The organism is Fibrella musci (assembly GCF_041321105.1).
In the GTDB taxonomy this organism is placed as follows: Bacteria; Bacteroidota; Bacteroidia; order Cytophagales; family Spirosomataceae; genus Fibrella; species Fibrella musci.
In genome coordinates, this window is sequence record NZ_JBGGWD010000008.1 from 55,124 (window position 1) to 72,842 (window position 17,719).

13 protein-coding genes are annotated in these 17,719 nt (G+C 53.3%); 9 read left to right on the forward strand and 4 right to left on the reverse strand.

Annotated elements, in window-relative coordinates; all coding sequences use genetic code 11:
• The first annotated feature begins 151 nt into the window (after positions 1-151).
• Both ACAW74_RS24760 and msrA read left to right on the forward strand, forming a co-directional pair.
• Positions 152-1,078 carry a cation diffusion facilitator family transporter gene (locus ACAW74_RS24760; protein ID WP_370700946.1) on the forward strand — a complete coding sequence of 309 codons (927 nt, stop codon included), beginning with the start codon at positions 152-154 and terminating at the stop codon, positions 1,076-1,078.
• A 117-nt stretch (positions 1,079-1,195) separates the two neighbouring features.
• On the forward strand, positions 1,196-1,837 hold the full coding sequence (gene msrA / locus ACAW74_RS24765; protein WP_370700947.1) for a peptide-methionine (S)-S-oxide reductase MsrA: 642 nt from the start codon (positions 1,196-1,198) through the stop codon (positions 1,835-1,837).
• Between the two features lie 103 nt (positions 1,838-1,940).
• Here msrA and ACAW74_RS24770 read toward each other — a convergent pair whose 3' ends face one another.
• Both ACAW74_RS24770 and ACAW74_RS24775 read right to left on the reverse strand, forming a co-directional pair.
• On the reverse strand, positions 1,941-4,205 hold the full coding sequence (locus ACAW74_RS24770; protein WP_370700948.1) for a hypothetical protein: 2,265 nt from the start codon (positions 4,203-4,205) through the stop codon (positions 1,941-1,943).
• A gap of 709 nt (positions 4,206-4,914) precedes the next feature.
• Positions 4,915-7,878: a putative LPS assembly protein LptD gene (locus ACAW74_RS24775; protein ID WP_370700949.1), complete on the reverse strand. Its 2,964-nt coding sequence runs from the start codon at positions 7,876-7,878 to the stop codon at positions 4,915-4,917.
• 174 nt (positions 7,879-8,052) lie between these two features.
• Between ACAW74_RS24775 and ACAW74_RS24780 the strand changes: the two genes are divergently transcribed.
• The 4 genes from ACAW74_RS24780 to ACAW74_RS24795 all read left to right on the forward strand — a co-directional run bounded on the left by ACAW74_RS24780 (position 8,053) and on the right by ACAW74_RS24795 (position 12,087).
• A complete protein-coding gene (locus tag ACAW74_RS24780) occupies positions 8,053-8,841 on the forward strand; it encodes an N-acetylmuramoyl-L-alanine amidase family protein (RefSeq protein ID WP_370700950.1) in 789 nt (262 codons plus the stop codon).
• A 151-nt stretch (positions 8,842-8,992) separates the two neighbouring features.
• The gene (locus tag ACAW74_RS24785) at positions 8,993-10,000 is read left to right on the forward strand and encodes an MlaD family protein (RefSeq protein ID WP_370700951.1); all 1,008 of its coding nucleotides are present in this window, start codon (positions 8,993-8,995) and stop codon (positions 9,998-10,000) included.
• A gap of 172 nt (positions 10,001-10,172) precedes the next feature.
• The gene (locus tag ACAW74_RS24790) at positions 10,173-11,804 is read left to right on the forward strand and encodes an acyl-CoA carboxylase subunit beta (RefSeq protein WP_370700952.1); all 1,632 of its coding nucleotides are present in this window, start codon (positions 10,173-10,175) and stop codon (positions 11,802-11,804) included.
• 70 nt (positions 11,805-11,874) lie between these two features.
• On the forward strand, positions 11,875-12,087 hold the full coding sequence (locus tag ACAW74_RS24795) for a Kazal-type serine protease inhibitor domain-containing protein (protein ID WP_370700954.1): 213 nt from the start codon (positions 11,875-11,877) through the stop codon (positions 12,085-12,087).
• Positions 12,088-12,134: 47 nt separating this feature from the next.
• Here the strand turns inward: ACAW74_RS24795 and ACAW74_RS24800 are convergent, their stop codons facing one another.
• Positions 12,135-12,962, reverse strand: coding sequence for a lysophospholipid acyltransferase family protein (locus ACAW74_RS24800; RefSeq protein WP_370700955.1), 828 nt, complete (start codon positions 12,960-12,962; stop codon positions 12,135-12,137).
• Between the two features lie 284 nt (positions 12,963-13,246).
• Between ACAW74_RS24800 and ACAW74_RS24805 the strand changes: the two genes are divergently transcribed.
• Both ACAW74_RS24805 and ACAW74_RS24810 read left to right on the forward strand, forming a co-directional pair.
• A complete protein-coding gene (locus ACAW74_RS24805; protein ID WP_370700956.1) occupies positions 13,247-13,933 on the forward strand; it encodes a porin family protein in 687 nt (228 codons plus the stop codon).
• A gap of 290 nt (positions 13,934-14,223) precedes the next feature.
• Entirely contained in the window at positions 14,224-15,252 is a 1,029-nt protein-coding gene (locus ACAW74_RS24810) for a fatty acid desaturase (protein ID WP_370700957.1), read from the forward strand.
• Positions 15,253-15,325: 73 nt separating this feature from the next.
• Here ACAW74_RS24810 and ACAW74_RS24815 read toward each other — a convergent pair whose 3' ends face one another.
• Positions 15,326-16,102: an SGNH/GDSL hydrolase family protein gene (locus ACAW74_RS24815; RefSeq protein ID WP_370700958.1), complete on the reverse strand. Its 777-nt coding sequence runs from the start codon at positions 16,100-16,102 to the stop codon at positions 15,326-15,328.
• 187 nt (positions 16,103-16,289) lie between these two features.
• On the opposite strand from ACAW74_RS24815, the gene ACAW74_RS24820 reads away from it, so the two are divergent.
• A complete protein-coding gene (locus ACAW74_RS24820) occupies positions 16,290-17,714 on the forward strand; it encodes an MBOAT family O-acyltransferase (RefSeq protein WP_370700959.1) in 1,425 nt (474 codons plus the stop codon).
• Positions 17,715-17,719 lie beyond the last annotated feature (5 nt).

The window sequence follows — 17,719 nt, forward strand, 5'->3', positions numbered from 1 at the left end:
GCTGACGTACCAATTGGCTGGGTACGTTCCTGGCTCGTCTACCAGGGACAGGTACGTTGCCTGGCTTAGTCACTATCCCGTCCGGTCCATAGCCAACGGGGCGCCGTAAGTGCCTGGGTAAACATCAGCCCCGACCCGTAGTTTTACCGGTATGGCTTCATCGAATACGCCGATTTATACGGCTCTGGCGGCTAATCTGGGGATTGCTACCACCAAGTTCATCGTGGCGAGCATGACCGGAAGCTCGGCGATGCTTTCTGAAGGTATTCACTCGCTGGTCGATACACTAAACGAAGTCCTGCTGCTGCTGGGTATACGCCGCAGTCAGCGCCCACCCGATCAGAAACGACCATTTGGTTATGGGCGCGAGCAGTACTTCTGGTCGTATGTGGTGGCGCTGCTGATCTTTGCCATCGGCGGCGGGGTCTCGCTCTACGAAGGCATCACGCACATTCAGCACCCCGAGCCAATCAAAGACCCTTTCTGGAATTACATCGTGCTGGGTATTGCGTTGGTGCTGGATGGCTATTCGCTCCTGACGGCCTGGCGGGCTTTCAACGCCCAACGCGGCCAGCAATCGTTGTGGGCGGCGATCAAAGACAGTAAAGATTCGGCCACGTTTACCGTGCTGTTTGAAGACGCCTCCGATGTAATTGGCCTGATCATTGCGTTTCTAGGCGTTTTTCTGGGGCATACGCTGAACAACCCCACGCTCGATGGCCTGGCTTCTATCCTGATCGGGCTGTTGCTGGTAGGGGTGGCGGTGGTGCTGGCCCGCGAAAGCAAAAGCCTGCTGTTGGGCGAGGGCGTCGACCCGGAGGTGAGTCGGCAATTGATCGCCCTCACCGAATCAGACCCGGCGGTGGTTCAGGTCAGCGAACTGGCGACTATTTATTTAGGGCCCGAAGAAATTACGATGGTCCAGAGTGTGGCGTTCCAGACAGATCTGACCACCGACGTACTGAATGAGGCCATTGTGCGCATCCATGCCACTATTCAACAGCAGTTTCCGGCCATTAAACACGCCTTCACGCAGCCGGTGAGCCTACCTGCCACCACCACGCCGAAGAATGCCTGATCACCACAGCGCTATACGGAATGGATAAGGCAAACCCAGCGTTTATCTGATAGCGCAGATGGGCCAGTATCTATACGACCCAATCAGGCTGTAACGCATGACTAAACAAGCAAATCCATGAAACAACTAACGTTGATGTGGCTCCTGCTGATCGCCCAAGTCGGGTGGGCACAGGCGCCAGCCGCCGCACCGGCCAAACTTCCCACCCTGAAACCCGGCGAGGCCGTCGCCACCTTTGCGGGCGGGTGTTTCTGGGCCATGGAAGAAGGCTTCGATCAGTTGAAAGGCGTGCGGGAGGTGATCTCGGGTTATTCGGGCGGAAACACCAAGAATCCGACCTACGAAGAGGTTGGCACCGACCAAACGGGCCATGCCGAATCGGTGCAGGTGTATTACGACCCGAAAGTGATCAGCTATCGTGAACTGCTAGAGGCCTTTTTTGCTGGCCATGACCCCACTACCCTCAATCGGCAGGGACCCGATGTTGGTCGCGATTATCGGTCGGTGGCTTTTTACCGGACACCTACCGAAAAGGCCGAGATCGAAGCTGCAATTCGCCGCACCAATGACTTACATTATTATGCGGGTAAGGTGGTGACGGAGGTGGTACCGTTTCAGGTGTTTTACCCTGCCGAGAATTACCACCAGAACTACTGCAAGCTCCACCCCGATCAGCCTTATATTCAGCGGGTGTCGCTGCCCAAAGTGGAGAAGTTGCGGAAGGCCATGAAAGGCAAGCTGAAAACGACTGTGTATTAGTCTCAAATCAGACGGCTACTGGTTTGCCTGATACCTAAAAAACCGAACGGCCCAAGCGGGCCGTTCGGAATGAATGGAGTGGATCGTTCAAACAAACCTAACCTTACTCAACACGGGCAATGCGGATCGGTACGCAAACTTTAGGCGGACACGTGGGGCAGTTGGTCGGTGCCGTTACCGGTAGCGTAATCGAGCAGCTCGTGGTAGCATCCCGAATCACGACAGAGAATGACCCGGTGTTGCCGTCGATCTGGCGAGGCGTGCCGTAGGCAAACGGACCCGTCTCGGCAGCAGAGCCTACTTTCACGAAGTACGACGTGCTGGTACCTGACGTGGTCGGGCTGATCACGAAGCTATACGTACCGCTGGATGCCGGGCCGCAAATCGCAATGATGGGAGCCTGAACCGGCGCGGCATTGACGGTAACGGTAATCGAGACAACACTCGAGCAGCCGCCGGCCGAGGTCGCCGATACGCTGTAGACGGTCGTGACAGATGGGCTCACTACTACCGACGTACCTACAGTGCCATCGCTCCAGACGTAGGTGGTGCTGCCTACCGGGCTAACCACCGACAGCGTCGTGCTGGCCCCTGCGCAAATGACCGACTGGCTGGCTGCCAGCGTTGGCGTTGGCAGCGGCTCAACGTTCAGGATAACGGGGCAGCAGTTACCCGATGCACAACCCGATGCACCAACGCTGGTGAAGCTATAGCTGCCCGACAGCGAGGCCGAGAACGTGGGCGTGGTAGCAACCGAGGTCGTAACGCCGTTGAAGGTGCGGAACCATTCGACGCCAGCCGTGTAACTATCGGGGGCCGAGAGCACTACCGATGAGCCCTGGCAGAGATCAATTGGTACGCTGACGCAGGCGCTGGCGATGTCGTTTTCTGACAGATTCCCGTTACCCGGTGTTGAGTTCGGGTCTGTCTCGAAGCTGCGAATCACTTCGGCAATGTTGGTGCTGACGCCCCGCACATCGACCCGAGCCGTGATGCTCAACGAAACCGTCGAGGTGGAGCCTGCCAGTGCACTACCAATCGTCCAGCGGCCTGTCGTTGGGTTATAGACCGTACCCGGCGTTGCCACGTGCGATACATAAACCAGCCCGGGAGCCAGCGTGTCGAGTACCACAACCCCCGTAGCATTGGGGCCAGAGAGGCGTTGAACATTGACTGTGTACGTCACATTGCTGCCAACCGTAGCCGTGCTGCTGTTCGATGACTTGGTAACCGAGAGGTCGGCCACGTTGCTGTCGCAGGCGTCGGGGATACCGTCGCCGTCAGCGTCGAGCAGATCATTACCTGTGCACTTATCCAAGCAATCGGCTACGCCGTCGTTATCCGTATCGGCTTTGACGTAGGCATGATAAACGCGCAGGTTGACAGCTACTGAAACACCTGTCAGGGAGATTCGGATGCTGTTGAACGCCTGTCCAGCCTTGAAGCCCAATTGCGTTTTGTTCGATCCGCCCAGGACGTTGGCAAAAACCAGGTTGCTACCCGTAAAAGATTCTCGTTGGGCACCATTGTAGTACGTAGTGACCGTAATGCCGCCCAGTGCAGTTAAGTCAAGAAGGCTACCCCCGTTGTCGATCACGAAACCTGCTTCATAACCGGCTGGGTACGTTGTCGCCGTGCCCACTTCGATGTACCGGCTACAAAGCAGCCCGACGGTAGAGGCAATAGTGGCAAAGTTGGTGGTCGAATCGCTGTCAAGTACGTTCGGAACACCTGATATGCTACCGCCCAGCGTACAAGCGTTGACCTGGATGGGGCCAACGGTAACGGTTGCACCAACCTGGCCACTCGTAGCGGTAGCACCGTTGCCCGCTGTCAGCAAGGCATCCATGCAATCTTTAGGACACGTACCGGGGCCCTCAAAGGCATAATAGACATCGAGTAACTTACCCGCCGACACCAGCCCATTATACACCAACTCAATCTCGTCAAAATCTTGGGTCGTGACGAAGCTAAGGGCTTGCTTACCAGAACCGCTACCGCCCAGCACGTTGGCTTTCAGCAGGCCCGAACCGCTCGAGAAGTTAGCCGTTTCAACCAGCGTGCCGTTGCGGTATGTGCGAATCGCAACCTGGTTCAGCAGGGTAGCGTCGAGCAGGCCTAGCAGACCGCTGTCGCGGTACCGGATCACAAAACCGGCTTCGTTACCAGCAGGATAGTATTGCAGTGAATCCCGGACCGAAACGCGGTAACCACCAGCGGCTGATACACCCAGATCAATAGTGGCGAAATCGGCCAGGTTACCATTGACAACTGCCGATGTGCTGCTACCTGAGCAGGCTACGCAAATACCCGATGTACGGGCCTGATCGATGTAGGCTCCCCGCCCAATACCAACGACGGGATCCATACAAACCTGATTATTCTCCCGCGTTTGGGGGGTCGTTTGTCCAAAAACTATGGACATAGTGCAGACTAGCATAGCCAGCAAAGTGGCTACGTTACGAGAAACGTTTTTCATGTGGAATAAAGAAGAAGTAGTAGGGGAAATGGACAGAAATCTTGGTCAGGCGTGGTTTGTAGCAACCACCCTAGCGGCGAAAAGAGCGCGTAGTGATACCGGTCAGGTCCGTCGACAAACCTGTCATAGAAAGGCGGTATCCGTAGAAGAGAAGGCGAAACGGGCTAACGTAGTAGCCTGATAACTAAAATGTTAGTGAGTTGGAGTAAGCACTTTTTTGCATAAGATAGAGTGCATGTTTTCTTTCACTGACATTGGCAACTACTATACCAAGTATGGGGTATCTAAATGTGTGATTGTCAGCTTGTAAGTGTTTTTATGCCTGACTACATTTACTTATACTTATTTGGTAATAGATTGAAAATCAACAAAATACAATTGGTGTAAAACTCTCTTAAAAAAAAGATATTGACCAGTTTGGCACAATGATGATATGTATTTTTTTTTCTTGAAATGATGTACTAATTGAGTGTTTTGCGCCGATTGTCAATAAACATGCCTATATGAACGGGTAATCAGATCTGCCCGTTTAGATTTATTAAAAGGTAGTTAACTACTTACTAAATAGATAGTTGTATTGCTAAGCTCTAGAAAATGGTTACCTGAAACCACCCCCAAATCCGCCCGAATCGTAGAATGAACGACGGCGGCTCAGCTTCAACTCCTGTAGAATTGAAGACTTGGCGCGCAGGTCGAACGAGTAGTTGCCAGCCCGGAAGGCGCTACCGGCGTAGGGCGTCCAGTTGAAGGCCATTTCCCAGCAGTGCAGATCGCGGTTGACACCAATAGTCGTGATCGATGGTGCTTTGAACTGGAAGTCATAACCCGTCTGAAACGTAAATTTCCATTTGGGCGTCAGGCTGAAGTCGCCCGTGAGTTGCATCGTCTGGATGATGGCGCTCTGAATAGGGCTAAAGCTAGTGTAGCCAAATGAATAGCTGAGGTTCAACGACCAGGGAATATTAAAATCAACGTAGAGATCCGGGTTCTGATTGATGGCCTTCAGGGTAGCGTCGCTGGCGTTGGGCGATTTCTTAGGCTGATCGGCCTTCTTGGGCGCAAACCGGGTGCTGATAAACGCCTGCAAGCTCGACAAGCGAGCTAATCCTCCCCCTGCGTTAACCAGATACTGGTTGATCCGAACGTATTCATCCTGGCCGGAGCTGGTTTCAGCGCCGGGGATAAGCTTGAAATAATACGGATCAAAGACCGACGAGATGTTGAAGTTGATGTTCTTGGCGATCTGCGTGTTGGCACTGACGTTGATCGTTGAGAGGTTAAACTCATTGGCCAGCAGGTTATAGCTGCCATTGAGGCTCAGGTTGTCGAAGATCGGTACCTTCTTAAACTCCTGCCCCGAGCTGTCGTCGCGGGTACGTACCTTCATCTCCAACTGGTTGACGATCCCAAACGACACAATAGCCGATTGCCCCGGTGGCGTGCTGCCATAGGTGCCGCCAAGCCCCCGAAAGCGCGACAGCGTGCGGCGATATTCGGGAATATTGTTAAAAGCTGAACCGGCCGGACCTTCAAGCCGCTGGTAGAACCCAAAGGTCGAACTCGAGAAATCGGGTGTGTAGCTGATCGATACCGACGGGGCTACCGTGTGCCGGATGGCTTCGAGCCGCTTACCCCGGATAAACGCCGTGCCGTAAAAGCGTGTGTTGATGCTGGCGTTGGTCGAGAATTGGTAGGTCGGGAAGAAGCCCCGCTCACGGCTGATGCTCACGCCGTTGGAGTCAGGTACGTATCTATAATTTAGCCGGTAGTTGTAGATATCGCCCTGTAACGAGAAACCTGGTGTAAAATTGATGTAGCGGGCAATCTTGAAGTTGGGCAGCGCAATTGGAATGCTATAGCGCATGTTGATCAGCCGGTTGTCCCAGATGCGCCCCAGATTATCGAAATTGAACGCAATCAGGTTGGGGTCCTCGACGGTTCTGCCAAGGCGGATGTCGGTGGCCCGTTGAATGCTGTCCTGAATAAATATTGCCCGGCTAACGGGTTTTCCAAAGATTGATTCGTCGGGTATGACCCGAAAGCCGTAGCCCGTGGTGTCGAACTGGCTGCGGATGGTATTGCTGACTTGTGCATTAGCATCGAACTGAAAACCCAGCCGGAAACTCTCGTACCAACGGCCGGTTCCTCCTTTCAACGCAAAGGGCGCAATCTGGTTGACCGAGAGGTTGAAATCACCCGACACGTCTGTTTTGCCGTTTTCGCGCACGCCCGTGGTCTGGTTGATCTGGCCGAACTGCTGATTCACGCGCAGGTTGCTGCCCGCCCGCACATACTTGCCAAACGTGCGGCTATACTGGATCGACGACCCCGCCACATTGGAGGTAACCGCCGCCGTATTGAACGAGTTGAACTGGTTGTAGCTGTTGCTGGTCACGTTGACGCTGGCCGAAAACGACGACCGCCGCCCGATGTTCTGCGGGGCGTGGTTCCAGGTGATGGCAAAGTCGGTGCGGGGTTTGTTAAGCGTGTCGATCAGGTCACCGGCGAAGTTGCGGTTGTAGCGGAGCTGGAAGCCACCATTGTACCGATACCGTTTGTTATAAGCCCCCGATAGCCCGCCCCCCCAGCTACCCCGCGAGTAAATCTGCCCCGTGAACTGAAGGCCGATATTCTCGTTGACGGCCCAGTAATAGCCGCCATCGCGCAGGTAGAAACCCCGCCCGTTGGGTTCTTCACCATATTGAGGCATGATAATCCCCGATACGCCAATGTCTTTTTTCTTCGGAAATGGAAAAAAGCCGAAGGGGAGGCCAATGGGCAGGGGTATCTCGTTGATCACCAGATTGAACGGCCCCGATACTACCTGTTTATTATGCACCACCTTGAGTTTGGGCGCGTTGATGTGGAAGTGAGGCGTGGCCAGATTACAGGTCGTGTAGATCGACCCGCGAATGTAGAGGTTGTCTTCAGCGTCTTTCTTAACGGTTTTTCCGCGAATATTCCCTTCGCCCTGCTGGGTGATGATGCTGGTGACGAGGGCTTTTTTGGTCTTAAAATTGTAGCGGATCTCCTTGGTATTATAGGTCTCGCTCCGGTCTTTGAAAATCGGGGTGCCGATGGTCTTTTTGGCCGTTGAGTCGTAGCGCCCGCGGGCATATACCTCGTTGGTTTCCTGATTGAGCTTGATGTAATCAGCTTTCAGCGAGATGTCGCCGTAGACCACTTCGGCCTCGCCCCATAGCTCTACGATTTGCCCGTTAACCTGGCTGGAGTCTTTCGAGGAGTAACGTACGGTGGTCGCAAACTGATCCTGCGGTACCTTGGCAGAGTCGGATGGGGTACCCGTACGGGCCGTATCCCCGGCCGAACGACCCGAAAGCCGGGTACGTTGTGTACCCGCCGGTGCCGACGTACCTGAGGCAGGCCGCGTGGCTTCGGGCGATTGGTTGACGGGTTTGGAGGGGGGCGTCGGGAGCGGACTGAGCGGGTTGGTGGGGCGATCCTGCGCCTGTGCGAAGCCCAAAAAGCCCAGCAAAAGCCACAGAATCAGCGCCCACGTGTTGACCCGTAAAATAATATGTCCTTTTTTCGGTTCTATCAAAAATTACATTTGCCGACGGGAGAATGTCGTCGCAACGTACACAAAGTTACCAACGAACAAACACCCGATACTGCCTTGAAAGCCATTTCACTGTTAAATAGTATTAAACCGACTGTGCCACTGGCCTCAAATCGGTTTGTTAGGATTGTCCTACTTTCGGTGATATTGGGGCCTTTGCTTGCCCTGACGACCCTGCCGAGCCCTACTCGCTGGCAGGATACCGTGCCTCAACAGCCCCGTCCGGCGGGGCGCGCCAACCAGATCAGGACGGTCGTGCTCGATGCCGGTCATGGTGGTAAAGACCCCGGCACCCACGGCCGTCAGGTGCAGGAAAAGAAGATCAACCTGAAAATTGCGCTGGCGTTAGGGGAGAAGATTAAGGAAGAAATGCCGGACGTACGGGTCATTTACACCCGTACCACCGACCGGTTTATTGAACTGGCCGAGCGCTCAGCCATTGCCAACCGCAACCGGGCCGACCTGTTCATTTCGATCCATTGCAACGCCAGCCCGGTGTCGAAGGCTGTACACGGCACCGAAACCTACACCATGGGGTTACACAAAACCGAAGGCAACCTCGACGTCGCCAAACGGGAAAACGCGGTTATCCTGAAAGAAGCCAATTATCAGGAGACTTATAAAGGCTTCAACCCCAACTCGCCATTGGCCTACATTATGCTGGCCAACTACCAGCATGCGTTTATGGGCAGCAGCATCAGCTTTGCCGAGAAAATCGAGCGCAACTTCCGCCGGATGGCCGAGCGCCGCAGCAACGGCGTAAAACAGGCTGGTTTTCTGGTGTTGTGGCGCACGACCATGCCGAGCGTGCTGGTCGAAACGGGCTACCTGACTAATGTCGACGAAGAAGATTTTCTGGCTTCTGAAGACGGACAGGACCGCATTGCTGCCTCCATCTGCAAAGCGTTTGAGCAGTACAAACACGATATGGAGGGGACCAACTAGTAACTACGGCTTCAGGCAACGTTGGTCAACGGTGTAGGCTGGCCGATTCAATGCTGAGCCTGTGTCCGTTGAACCTTGACTGATAAACCTAAGTTATCCCCAATAGGCACCGGCCCGTCAGTTGTTGAGCCGGGAATTGTATCAATCGTTCATGAAACTATCGCAGGAAGCAAAGGTGGGTCTGCTGGCTTTAGTGGCCCTCACCATGCTATTTTTTGGGTTCAACTTTCTGAAGGGAACCAATATCTTCAAGAAAAGCAGGCAATACACGGTCATTTACACTAACGTAGACGGGCTAACCACGTCGAACCCACTGCTGCTCAACGGGCTAACCGTTGGTCGGGTGGGTGCTATCGAACTACTGCCTGATCAGGGTAATAAGCTGAAAGTAACTCTCGACGTCAACAAAAACGTAGTGATCACGCAGGGGTCAAAAGCCTTGCTGGCTGATGGCGGCCTGTTGGGGGGGAAGGTTATTCGGCTGGAGCTGAACCCCGGTGCGCCGGTGCTGCCTGAAGGCGAGATGTTGACCGCCGCCAACGAGCAGGGTATCTCGGGCCTGATCAAAGAAAAAACGCTGCCGGTTCTAAACAACGTTGACTCGCTGACGCGGCGGCTCAACATGGTGGTGGCTCAGTTTGATCAAACCGGTGTGGTGCTGAACCAAACCCTGCAAGGGGCCAATGCCGTAACGGGAACGCTCAACTCGGCGCTGAACGAAAACCGAGCTGGCCTGAAAGCGGCGCTGGCCAATGTGAATCAGCTGTCGCGGTCGCTCGATCAGACTACGCGTGAACTGGGACCGGTACTGGCCAAAACCAGTTCATTTGCCGATTCGCTCAACGCTCTGCAACTCCGGCAGACGCTCAACAACGCCAACAAGTCGATCGATAACCTGCAAAAACTGCTGGGTAACATCCAGAAAGGCCAGGGATCGCTGGGTAAGCTCACCACCGACGATTCGCTCTACGTGAATGTGAGTCGCACGGCCGGTTCGGTCGATAAACTGCTCAACGACTTTCGGGAGAATCCGAAGAAATACATCAACGTGTCATTTTCGGTCTTCGGTAAGAAAGACAAGCCTGCCCCGAGCAAACCGGGTACTGTGCGCGTGACCACGACAACGACGACCAAGGTCGATTCGATACCGCAGAAATAAGTAGTGACCTGTTAAATAGAATGCTGACGCGAAGCCCTTCAACCGGCTCAGGGTGACCACAAACTTGTCGCTGTTTACCAAAACAGAGCAACGTCGGGCGGTCGTCCTGAACCTGTCGGAGGGCTTCGCGTCGGCATTTTTTCTTTTATTACAACTTCATTCACAAACCCTTATGCAACCCCTTCTCGACGAACTTACCCGCCGCTCGGCCCAAACGTACCTGGGTGGTGGCCAGAAAAAAATTGACGATCAGCACAAAAAAGGAAAGCTCACCGCCCGCGAACGAATAACGTACCTGATCGATGACGAGACCGACTTTCTTGAAATCGGCCTCTTTGTTGGCGAAGGTATGTATCCCGAGCACGGCGGTTGCCCATCGGGCGGGGTTGTTACCGGCCTTGGGTACGTATCGGGGCGATTGTGCGTGATCGTGGCTAACGACGCCACCGTGAAAGCAGGGGCGTGGTTTCCCATTACGGCCAAAAAGAACCTGCGGGCGCAGGAAGTGGCCATGGAAAACCGGCTACCCATCATTTACCTGGTCGATAGTGCGGGGGTGTATCTACCCTTGCAAAACGAGGTCTTCGCCGACAAAGACCATTTTGGCCGAATGTTCCGTAACAACGCGCACCTGTCGGCGATGGGCGTATTGCAGGTGGCCGCTATCATGGGCAGTTGCGTCGCGGGTGGAGCCTATCTGCCGATCATGTCCGACGAGGCGCTGATTGTGGAAGGAACCGGATCGATTTTTTTGGCCGGACCTTACTTGGTAAAGGCGAGCATCGGCGAAGACGTCGACGCCGAAACGCTGGGCGGCGCGGCCATGCACACCGAAATCTCGGGCGTCATCGACAACAAATACCCCGACGACCAAAGCTGTCTCGATGCCATTAAGCGCATTCTGGATAAGACAGGTACGTCAGAAACGGCGGGCTTCAGCCGGGTAGCCCCCGCACCCCCCGCCCTCGATCCAGCAGAAATCTATACATTATTGCCGCAAGACCGGGTGAAGCCCTACGACATGCAGGCCATCATCGACCGGCTTATCGACAACTCCGACTTCGACCCCTACAAGCCCGACTACGGCCAATCGCTGATCTGCGGCTATGCGCGCATTGACGGCTGGGCGGTTGGTATCGTAGCCAATCAGCGGAAAGTGGTGAAGGCCAGGCAACCCCGCTCTGGCGGAGCAGGCTCCCCCGGTCCGTCAGTTGAAATGCAGATGGGAGGCGTGATTTACGGCGATGCTGCCGATAAGGCCGCGCGGTTTATCATGAACTGCAACCAGAAGAAGATTCCGCTGGTGTTTATGCAGGACGTAACGGGCTTCATGGTTGGTAGCCGTGCCGAGCAGGGGGGCATCATCAAAGACGGGGCGAAACTCGTCAATGCAATGGCCAATTCGGTGGTGCCTAAAATCACGATCATCGTGGGTAACTCGTATGGCGCGGGCAACTACGCCCTTTGTGGCCGGGCCTACGACCCGCGCCTGATGGTGGCCTGGCCAACGGCGCAGATGGCGGTGATGAGTGGTGCGTCGGCGGCTAAAACGCTACTACAGATCCAGGTGGCTTCGCTCAAGGCAAAAGGCGAAACCATTACCCCCGAAGACGAACAGGCGCTGCTGCAAAAGATTACGGATCAATATAATGCCCAGCTATCGCCCTATTACGCCGCCGCGCACCTGTGGGTCGATGCCGTTATTGACCCGTTGGATACCCGCCGCCACATCGCGACCACGCTCGAAGCGGCCAACCACGCGCCAATTACAAAACCGTTCAACGTTGGCGTTATACAGACCTAGTTGACCCAACGGTTTGGCGGGTAGCCGGGTCTTGTGGATAGGAACGAGTTTCGAACCGACGCCATCCATCATGAAAACGCTTGCTACCTGTTTTGTCCTGATTAGTGTATTGGGGTGCGCCAAAGCCGTCACGCCCGATTGCCAGCCGAAAGCTATGGCTAACTGCGTCTGTACGCAGGAATATCGGCCCGTGTGCGGGTGCGACGGACGTACCTACAGCAATGCCTGCATGGCCAGCTGCGCCGGGGTACGTTATACCGAGGGTGCCTGTTCGGGGAAATAATCAACTGAGGGGAAGGGAGCGCCGGAAGCTGTCGTTCTGCGTATGAGCTACTGCCCGTCCGGTCCCTGAACCCAGTCCATCTGCTCGGGAATGTCCTGTTCGATCGCACGACGCACTTTCTCGACAATCTCGTCGACGGTTTCGTCGGGGCTAACGGCCAGCGGCGCTTTGAAGCGGACAGAGAGTTGGGTATTCCGCTTTTTAAACCGTAAGCCTTTCTTATCGAATGCCCGCCGAAAGCCATTGATCACCACCGGAATGACGATCGGGTCATTTTCTTTGATCAGGTAGCCGGTGCCTTTCCGGACGGGGGCATACGCCTTGGTAGTGCCTTGCGGAAAACTGATGACCCAGCCATGTTCGAGGGCCGTGCGGACCTTGTCGCCCGCCGAGGTATCTACCGTGCGCTTTACGTCGCGCCCGTCGGCCCGCCATGACCGCTCCACGGTGAGCGCTCCACCCAACGCAAAGACTTTTGCCAGAATACCTTTCTGCATAGTCTCGCTGGCCGCTACGTAGTATTGCCGGGCCCGGGGTGCAAACAGATACATCGGCGGGAGCATGGTGTCTTTAAAGCCCCATTTCACCGCACAGAAGATGTGGTAAAACGCAATGACGTCGGCAAAGTAGGTCTGGTGATTCGACAGAAACAGCACATTGTTGATGGGCAGATTCTCCAAATGCTCGGTGCCTTCGATGGTGATTCGGTTGACGGTGGTGTAGCGGAAGTAGGTAAACCAGCCGACGATAGAGATGACGATGCGCTTGAAGAGCAGCCAATTACCAAACGGGTCGCACTCAAACAGACCGATGACATCGAGCCGGTCGAGGGGCTTGGGCAAGTAGCTGTATCGGGTCGGTTTTACGTAGCGCATAATTCCTGGTCAAAGGTCAAGGGTTGGCTGGCATCGGCGCTGAACACGCGTCAATGGCCCATAAATGCCACCCCAAGACTAAACTCGGACCCGCAAAGAAAGGAGAAAGCCGCGCCCAAAAAAATTTCTCAGGTACGTTAATCCTTCTCGTGGCTGGTCTATCCAAGCATCAAACAATCACGAAACGCGCCTATAGCCGACTTTCTACTTCCCGACTGACTGCCTATCTATCGACCCGGCTGGGTCGAGCTTCGGGTTCACCAAATTAACCTCAGTAAGAAAGTATGAAACGTTTGTTTGCCTCCGCCCTTGCTCTTGCCTCTTTGTTTGTTGCCTCTGCTTCCTTTGCCCAGGTTCAGGTGGGTTTTCGGGGAGGCGTTAACTGGGGCACCGTTTCAGAGCCGTCGCTGCTCAAGAATTTGCCCGTTCAACCCGAACTGTCGCCCGGCCCCACCGGTGGTATCTTCCTCGACATTCCGCTCGGAACCGGGATGGTGTCGTTCCGGCCCGAAGTGAACTATGTACAAAAAGGCTTTGTGCTGCGCGAAGGCACCAATATCGATCTGGGGCTTATCAATCTACCGATCGGTGCGCGGGTCGCTTACCAGACCCAGTCGATTCAGACGGCGGCGTTGCTGAAGGTGAATCTGGTCGATGGGCCGGTACAGCCCTACTTCTTTGCTGGCCCGGCGGTGGCTTATACGTTCGATGGCCGCATCCGGACCCGGGCCACGGCGCTGTTTACCACAAAAAACATGGACGTCGACCTCGATTTTGGCAATACCCTGAACCCCTGGGATTTCTCAGGTGTGGGTGGCTTCGGGATTTCGGCCGAGACGGGTAGTGGCAAGTTTTTTGTAGAAGGTCGTTACGAGTACGGCTTCACCCGTCAGTTGCAGGTGCCGCTCGTTAACCTGCCCGTCCGTAACCGCAGCGTCGGTGTATCAGTCGGTTACGCCTTTACCCTGTAAGCACTCATCGTTTACTGTTCACTGTCTTCTAGTCATTCGTGCCGAGTCAGTTTGCGCCAGCCAACAGAAGACAGTAGACAAAAGATGATGAACCGAGTCTATAAATTTTAGAATTGTTGATTACGAACCAATGAGTTAGACGCACCCACCACTGGCGGGTGCGTCTTTTTTATGATTAATATCAATTAGACAAAAAGTTAACCCGTCTTTGTGGTTATTTTTGTCAATCGTACAAACTAACCGTAAGCAACAACGGGTCTTAACCGGCTCGTAGCCACGACACCTGAATTATGTCAACAAAAGTCAACGACTTTACGTATTCGACTGCGGCGGAGCCCCACCGTATCCGCACGCGGCAGATCATGAAAGCCCACCCGGAGGTGAAAAAGCTCATTGGGCAAAAGAACCCGACAACGCTCTGGGTCGCCGTGGCCTGCGTTATCCTGATGGTGGGTATGGCGTGGCTGCTACGCGATCAGTCGTGGTGGCTGATTATCGCGGCGGCCTGGTTTGTTGGTGCTTTCCCGGCTCACACCCTGTTTGTCTGCATCCACGAAGCGGCTCACAATCTAGTATTCCGCAAGCCTTCGGCCAACGTCTGGACGGCTATTTTCGCCAACCTGCCCACGATATTCCCTACGGCGATCACGTTCAAGAATTTCCATATCAAGCACCACGCTTTCCAGGGGGTACACGAACTCGACGCCGACCTGCCCGACTGGTACGAAGCGAAGCTGATCAACAACTACTCGATTGGCAAAGCGATCTGGCTGCTGCTGTACCCTATTTTCCAGGGTATCCGTACGCTCCGTATGCGCGAACTGGCGGTATTCGATAAGTGGGTAATTGCCAACTTCGTCGTGCAGATCACCTTCGACGTGCTCCTCGTTGTGTTTTTTGGCTGGAAAGCGGTGGCTTTCCTGGTGCTGTGTTTATTCTTCTCGGTTGGGCTACACCCACTGGGTGCTCGCTGGGCGCAGGAGCACTTCCTGACCCTCGACCCCAATCAGGAAACCTATAGCTACTACGGTCGGCTGAACACGGTGAACCTGAATGTTGGCTTCCACAACGAGCACCACGATTTCCCGTCAGTGCCCTGGAACAAGCTGCCGGCCATTAAAAACGCCGCGCCTGAATATTACGAGACGCTCAAATACCACACATCGTTCGTGAAGCTGTTTTTCCTGTTCCTGTTCAATCAGGAGATTTCGCTTTACTCACGCATTGTGCGGAAAGAGCGGGGCCGCGTTACCCTCGACGATCAGTCGAAACCCGATATGGATATGATTCAGCCACAGCCGCAGCCGGTTACCGCGTAAAGCGACATTCCATTCTTAGACTAAAAGAAAGCCCGCCCCTGTTAGACAGGGGCGGGCTTTTCCGTTAAAGACATTACTGAATGCTTTTCCAGAGTAAGCGGGCAATTTCGGCCATCCCTTTATCATTAGGGTGAACGGCTACTCCCGGATTGCTGAATTGAGTAGCCATGTATTCGGGCCTGCCAACAAGCCCGCAAAGGCAGGCCACTGCATAACCACGCTTCGTGGCCACTTTACGAATGACTGCATCGCTCTTCGGGTTATTCCAGAAGCTTGTCGAGCAGACAATTTTTGCGTTCACAGCCGAATGCGCGACTATATAATCGAGGAGACGATTGTAATGGAATTCGAAGTTTTTGGCTTCGACAAAACTATCGTTGATGTTCTCTGAGATCCGAACAACGACCAAATCTGGCTTGCTGACGAAAGCATTATCTAACTGACTGAGGTCGTAGGTCCAATACCCTTGTTCAAAATCGCCTCCGTTGGCCAGTGCAACACTGGCGGACGGCAGCCGCCGCTGTAAGTTGGCAGTTAACAGATGCACAAAGTCAGCCTGAGGAGCAGACGCGGCCATACCATGCGAATATGGCCAACCTAAGTTTTGCTGTGGCAGATGAAGCATGATGCTGTTGCCAATGATGAGCGTTCGCGCAAAAGCAGTAGCCGATGCTGAGGCCGTCGAGGTATCTGTAGGGCAGCTACAATCTGCCACGGAGGGAATCGTAGGTATATTGCCGTTGGGGGGGGCTACCGAAGAGCCAGTTGGCGGCTTAGTAACAGAATCATCCGTATAACCACAACTTAGGAAACTAAGAACGAGCAACAGATGGCAAAAAAACTTGATCATAATCGTTTGGTGAATTTGTAATCGTATAGTTTACTGTTATCCTATGAAGTAAATATAATGCGGACTTGTATCGAGAAATTGTAGTGCATAATGATAATAGTCAGGAGGGATATAAAAAGGAAAACTTACATTTGGCGCCCTTTACTGATCTACTGGCATGTTATTTAGTTCGCCAACTTTCGTTTTTTTGTTTCTGCCATTCTTTCTACTGGTCTATCACGCCTTGCCTGCTAATCGAAACGTACAAACTCGAACACATTTCGACTGGCAAAACAGCTTCCTTTTTATTGCTAGTTTATTATTTTACGCGTGGGGGGAAGAGTTAGTGGTACTAATCTTACTCTTATCAGCGGCTATAAATTATATAGCTGGTTTGCTCATCGCTTATAACTATCGAAGAGGGGGTCTGTACCTATCCCTGTTGGGTAGCTTATCACTGCTATTCTATTACAAATATGCCAATTTTACTATTTATACCGCCAGCCAAATTGCCAAGTATTGGGGTATGCCAGTAGAATCTTGGCAACATATGGAATCGATAGCCTTACCTATCGGTATTAGCTTTTATACTTTCCAGGGGATTTCTTACACACTCGACGTTTATTGGGGGCGTATTAAGGCTAATCGAAATTTTATTGAATATGGTACATACGTAGCTATGTTTCCGCATCAGATTGCCGGACCAATTGTACGCTACGCTGATATTGCCGGCGAAATAAGAAGTCGCCAGACAACTTTTTATAGTTTTTCATTGGGTATCGAGCGCTTTATTATTGGGCTATCAAAGAAGATGCTGCTAGCCAATAATTTTGCCAGGATCGCCGATACTATTTTCGATGCGCCTATTGATGTTATCTCAACGCCAGCCGCCTGGCTTGGTATCGTAGCTTATTCGCTTCAGATCTATTTCGATTTTTCCGGCTACTCCGACATGGCGATCGGATTAGGTAAAATGATCGGGTTTGACTTCAAAGAGAATTTTAATTATCCCTACACAGCTCAATCTATTCAGGACTTCTGGCGTCGCTGGCACATTTCACTCTCGAGTTGGTTCAGGGATTACCTCTATGTGCCACTGGGTGGGAGCCGGGGAACGGCCATGCAGACGTACCGTAACTTGTTGATTGTCTTTTTTGTAACAGGCCTTTGGCACGGGGCAAGTTGGAATTTTATCGTCTGGGGGCTATTCCATGGCTTGTTTCTGCTCATTGAACGCGCGGGTTTAGCCAATCGACTCAAGCAGGCTCCCAAGTTGATAAGACATTTATACACCTTACTGATTGTGCTGATTGGTTGGGTGTTTTTCCGGGCTGATGATTTGAGCAGTGCTATTACGTACCTGAGCCGAATGGTTGGCAGTAGTGAGGTCAATAGTACCTGGATTGCTTATCCCGCCTCTTATTTTCTAACCCCGCCCTTACTGGGTACGTTACTACTCGGCTGTTTGCTGGCTACCCCCTTTTATCATTGGTGGACGTATCAATGGCAGCGCCGAGTGCCTGCTTTTTGGAGTAGCATTAGTTATATATTTGGCCTTTTTAGTTTGTTTATTATTACACTTATTTACTTGGCAGCTAGCACGTATAATCCATTTATTTATTTTAGATTTTAACTAAT

Coding starts and splice junctions, on each gene's coding strand:
- ACAW74_RS24760 (WP_370700946.1), top strand. CDS start 152: ATGGCTTCATCGAATACGCCGATTTATACGGCTCTGGCGGCTAATCTG.
- msrA (WP_370700947.1), top strand. CDS start 1,196: ATGAAACAACTAACGTTGATGTGGCTCCTGCTGATCGCCCAAGTCGGG.
- ACAW74_RS24770 (WP_370700948.1), bottom strand. CDS start 4,205: ATGGATCCCGTCGTTGGTATTGGGCGGGGAGCCTACATCGATCAGGCC.
- ACAW74_RS24785 (WP_370700951.1), top strand. CDS start 8,993: ATGAAACTATCGCAGGAAGCAAAGGTGGGTCTGCTGGCTTTAGTGGCC.
- ACAW74_RS24790 (WP_370700952.1), top strand. CDS start 10,173: ATGCAACCCCTTCTCGACGAACTTACCCGCCGCTCGGCCCAAACGTAC.
- ACAW74_RS24795 (WP_370700954.1), top strand. CDS start 11,875: ATGAAAACGCTTGCTACCTGTTTTGTCCTGATTAGTGTATTGGGGTGC.
- ACAW74_RS24800 (WP_370700955.1), bottom strand. CDS start 12,962: ATGCGCTACGTAAAACCGACCCGATACAGCTACTTGCCCAAGCCCCTC.
- ACAW74_RS24805 (WP_370700956.1), top strand. CDS start 13,247: ATGAAACGTTTGTTTGCCTCCGCCCTTGCTCTTGCCTCTTTGTTTGTT.
- ACAW74_RS24810 (WP_370700957.1), top strand. CDS start 14,224: ATGTCAACAAAAGTCAACGACTTTACGTATTCGACTGCGGCGGAGCCC.
- ACAW74_RS24815 (WP_370700958.1), bottom strand. CDS start 16,102: ATGATCAAGTTTTTTTGCCATCTGTTGCTCGTTCTTAGTTTCCTAAGT.